This window comes from Actinoallomurus acaciae (assembly GCF_042429965.1).
Taxonomy (GTDB): domain Bacteria; phylum Actinomycetota; class Actinomycetes; order Streptosporangiales; family Streptosporangiaceae; genus Actinoallomurus; species Actinoallomurus acaciae.
In genome coordinates this window covers 1-1,305 of record NZ_JBHLZP010001041.1, presented here as the reverse complement: position 1 = coordinate 1,305, position 1,305 = coordinate 1, and the positions used below count along the sequence as shown (strand labels likewise).

The window sequence follows — 1,305 nt, the reverse complement described above, 5'->3', positions numbered from 1 at the left end:
GCTCGCCGGGCTGGCCGGCGTCGCCGACGCGAGCCTCCGCCGCTACGCCGCCCTGGCGATGCAGGAGGCGACCGTGCGCGCGGTCCGGTGGCGCGGCTCGCCGTCGGCCGCCTTCCCCGGCCTGACCAGCGCGGCCTTGTACCCGAGGGCGGAAAAATAGCCCGGAACGTTTGATAGGTAATCTGCCTGGCGAGATCACATCAAGATCACGACTGGGGAGGTTTCGGGCGCTGCCATGAGTGTGACTCGCGACCGGCTACGGGACACCTGGCGGGCCCTGATGGGGGAGACGACCGCGGATCCGCCCGAGGAGGAACCCGGCGACACCGTCTCCGGGGAGGCGCTGGACCTGGTCCTGCGCGTCGGCGAGCTGTTGCTGGCGAGCGGCGAGGCCACCGAACGCGTGAACGAGTCGATGCTCAGCCTGGCCGTCGCGTACGAACTCCCCCGCTGCGAGGTGTCGGTGACGTTCACGGTGATCTCCGCGTCCGTCCATCCGGGCCGGGGTGCCCTGCCGGTGACCGGCTCACGGGCGATCCGGCGGCGCTACCCGGCGTACTGGCGGCTCGCGGCGCTGCACACGCTCATCCAGGAGGCCTCCATCGGCCTGCTGGACCTCGAGGAGGCCCACGACCGGCTCCGGAGGATCAAGCGGAGTCAGCCGCCGTACGGGTCGCCGTACCCGGCGTGGCTGGCCGTCGTCTCGCTGGGGCTGATCGCCGCGTCGTCGAGCCTGTCGATGGGCGGCGGGCCGCTCGGGGTGGGAACGGCGTTCGTCGCGACGGTGCTGGCCGACCGGGCCGCCGCGCTGCTGGGCCGCCGGGGCATCGCGGAGTTCTTCCAGCTCACCGTGGCGGCGGCGATCGGCGCGACGAGCGCCGTGCTGGTGATCGCGGCGGGCTCGCCGGGCAACGCGTCGACGATCGTCACCGGCGCCATCGTGGCACTGCTGCCGGGACGCCCGCTGGTCGCGAGCATCCAGGACGGCATCACCGGTGACCTGGTCAGCGCCGGGGCGCGGCTGCTGGAGGTGTTCTTCATCGTGGCGGCGATCGTCTCCGGGCTCGGTGTGACGGTGTACGCCGCGGTGCACCTCGGCGTCGCGATCGACGTACGGGACCTGCCTGCGGCGCCGGTGACGCTGCGGCCGGTGGCGGTGCTCGCGGCGGCGGGCGTGTCCGTGGCCTTCGCGGTCTCCCTGGCCGTACCGCGCCGCCTGCTGCCGGCGGCGGCACTGAGCGGGGCGCTGATCTGGACCGTGTACGTGCTCGGCCGGGGCCTGGGAGCCGCACCGCTGCTGGCGGC

General features: G+C 73.6%; 2 protein-coding genes. Both read left to right on the top strand.

Going from position 1 to position 1,305, the window contains the following annotated elements:
• Positions 1-10: 10 nt before the first annotated feature.
• Positions 11-160, top strand: coding sequence for a DUF4439 domain-containing protein (locus tag ACFFNX_RS50250; protein ID WP_378213585.1), 150 nt, complete (start codon positions 11-13; stop codon positions 158-160).
• A gap of 75 nt (positions 161-235) precedes the next feature.
• A partial coding sequence (locus tag ACFFNX_RS50245; protein WP_378213584.1) for a threonine/serine exporter family protein occupies positions 236-1,305 on the top strand: 1,070 nt, incomplete at its 3' end.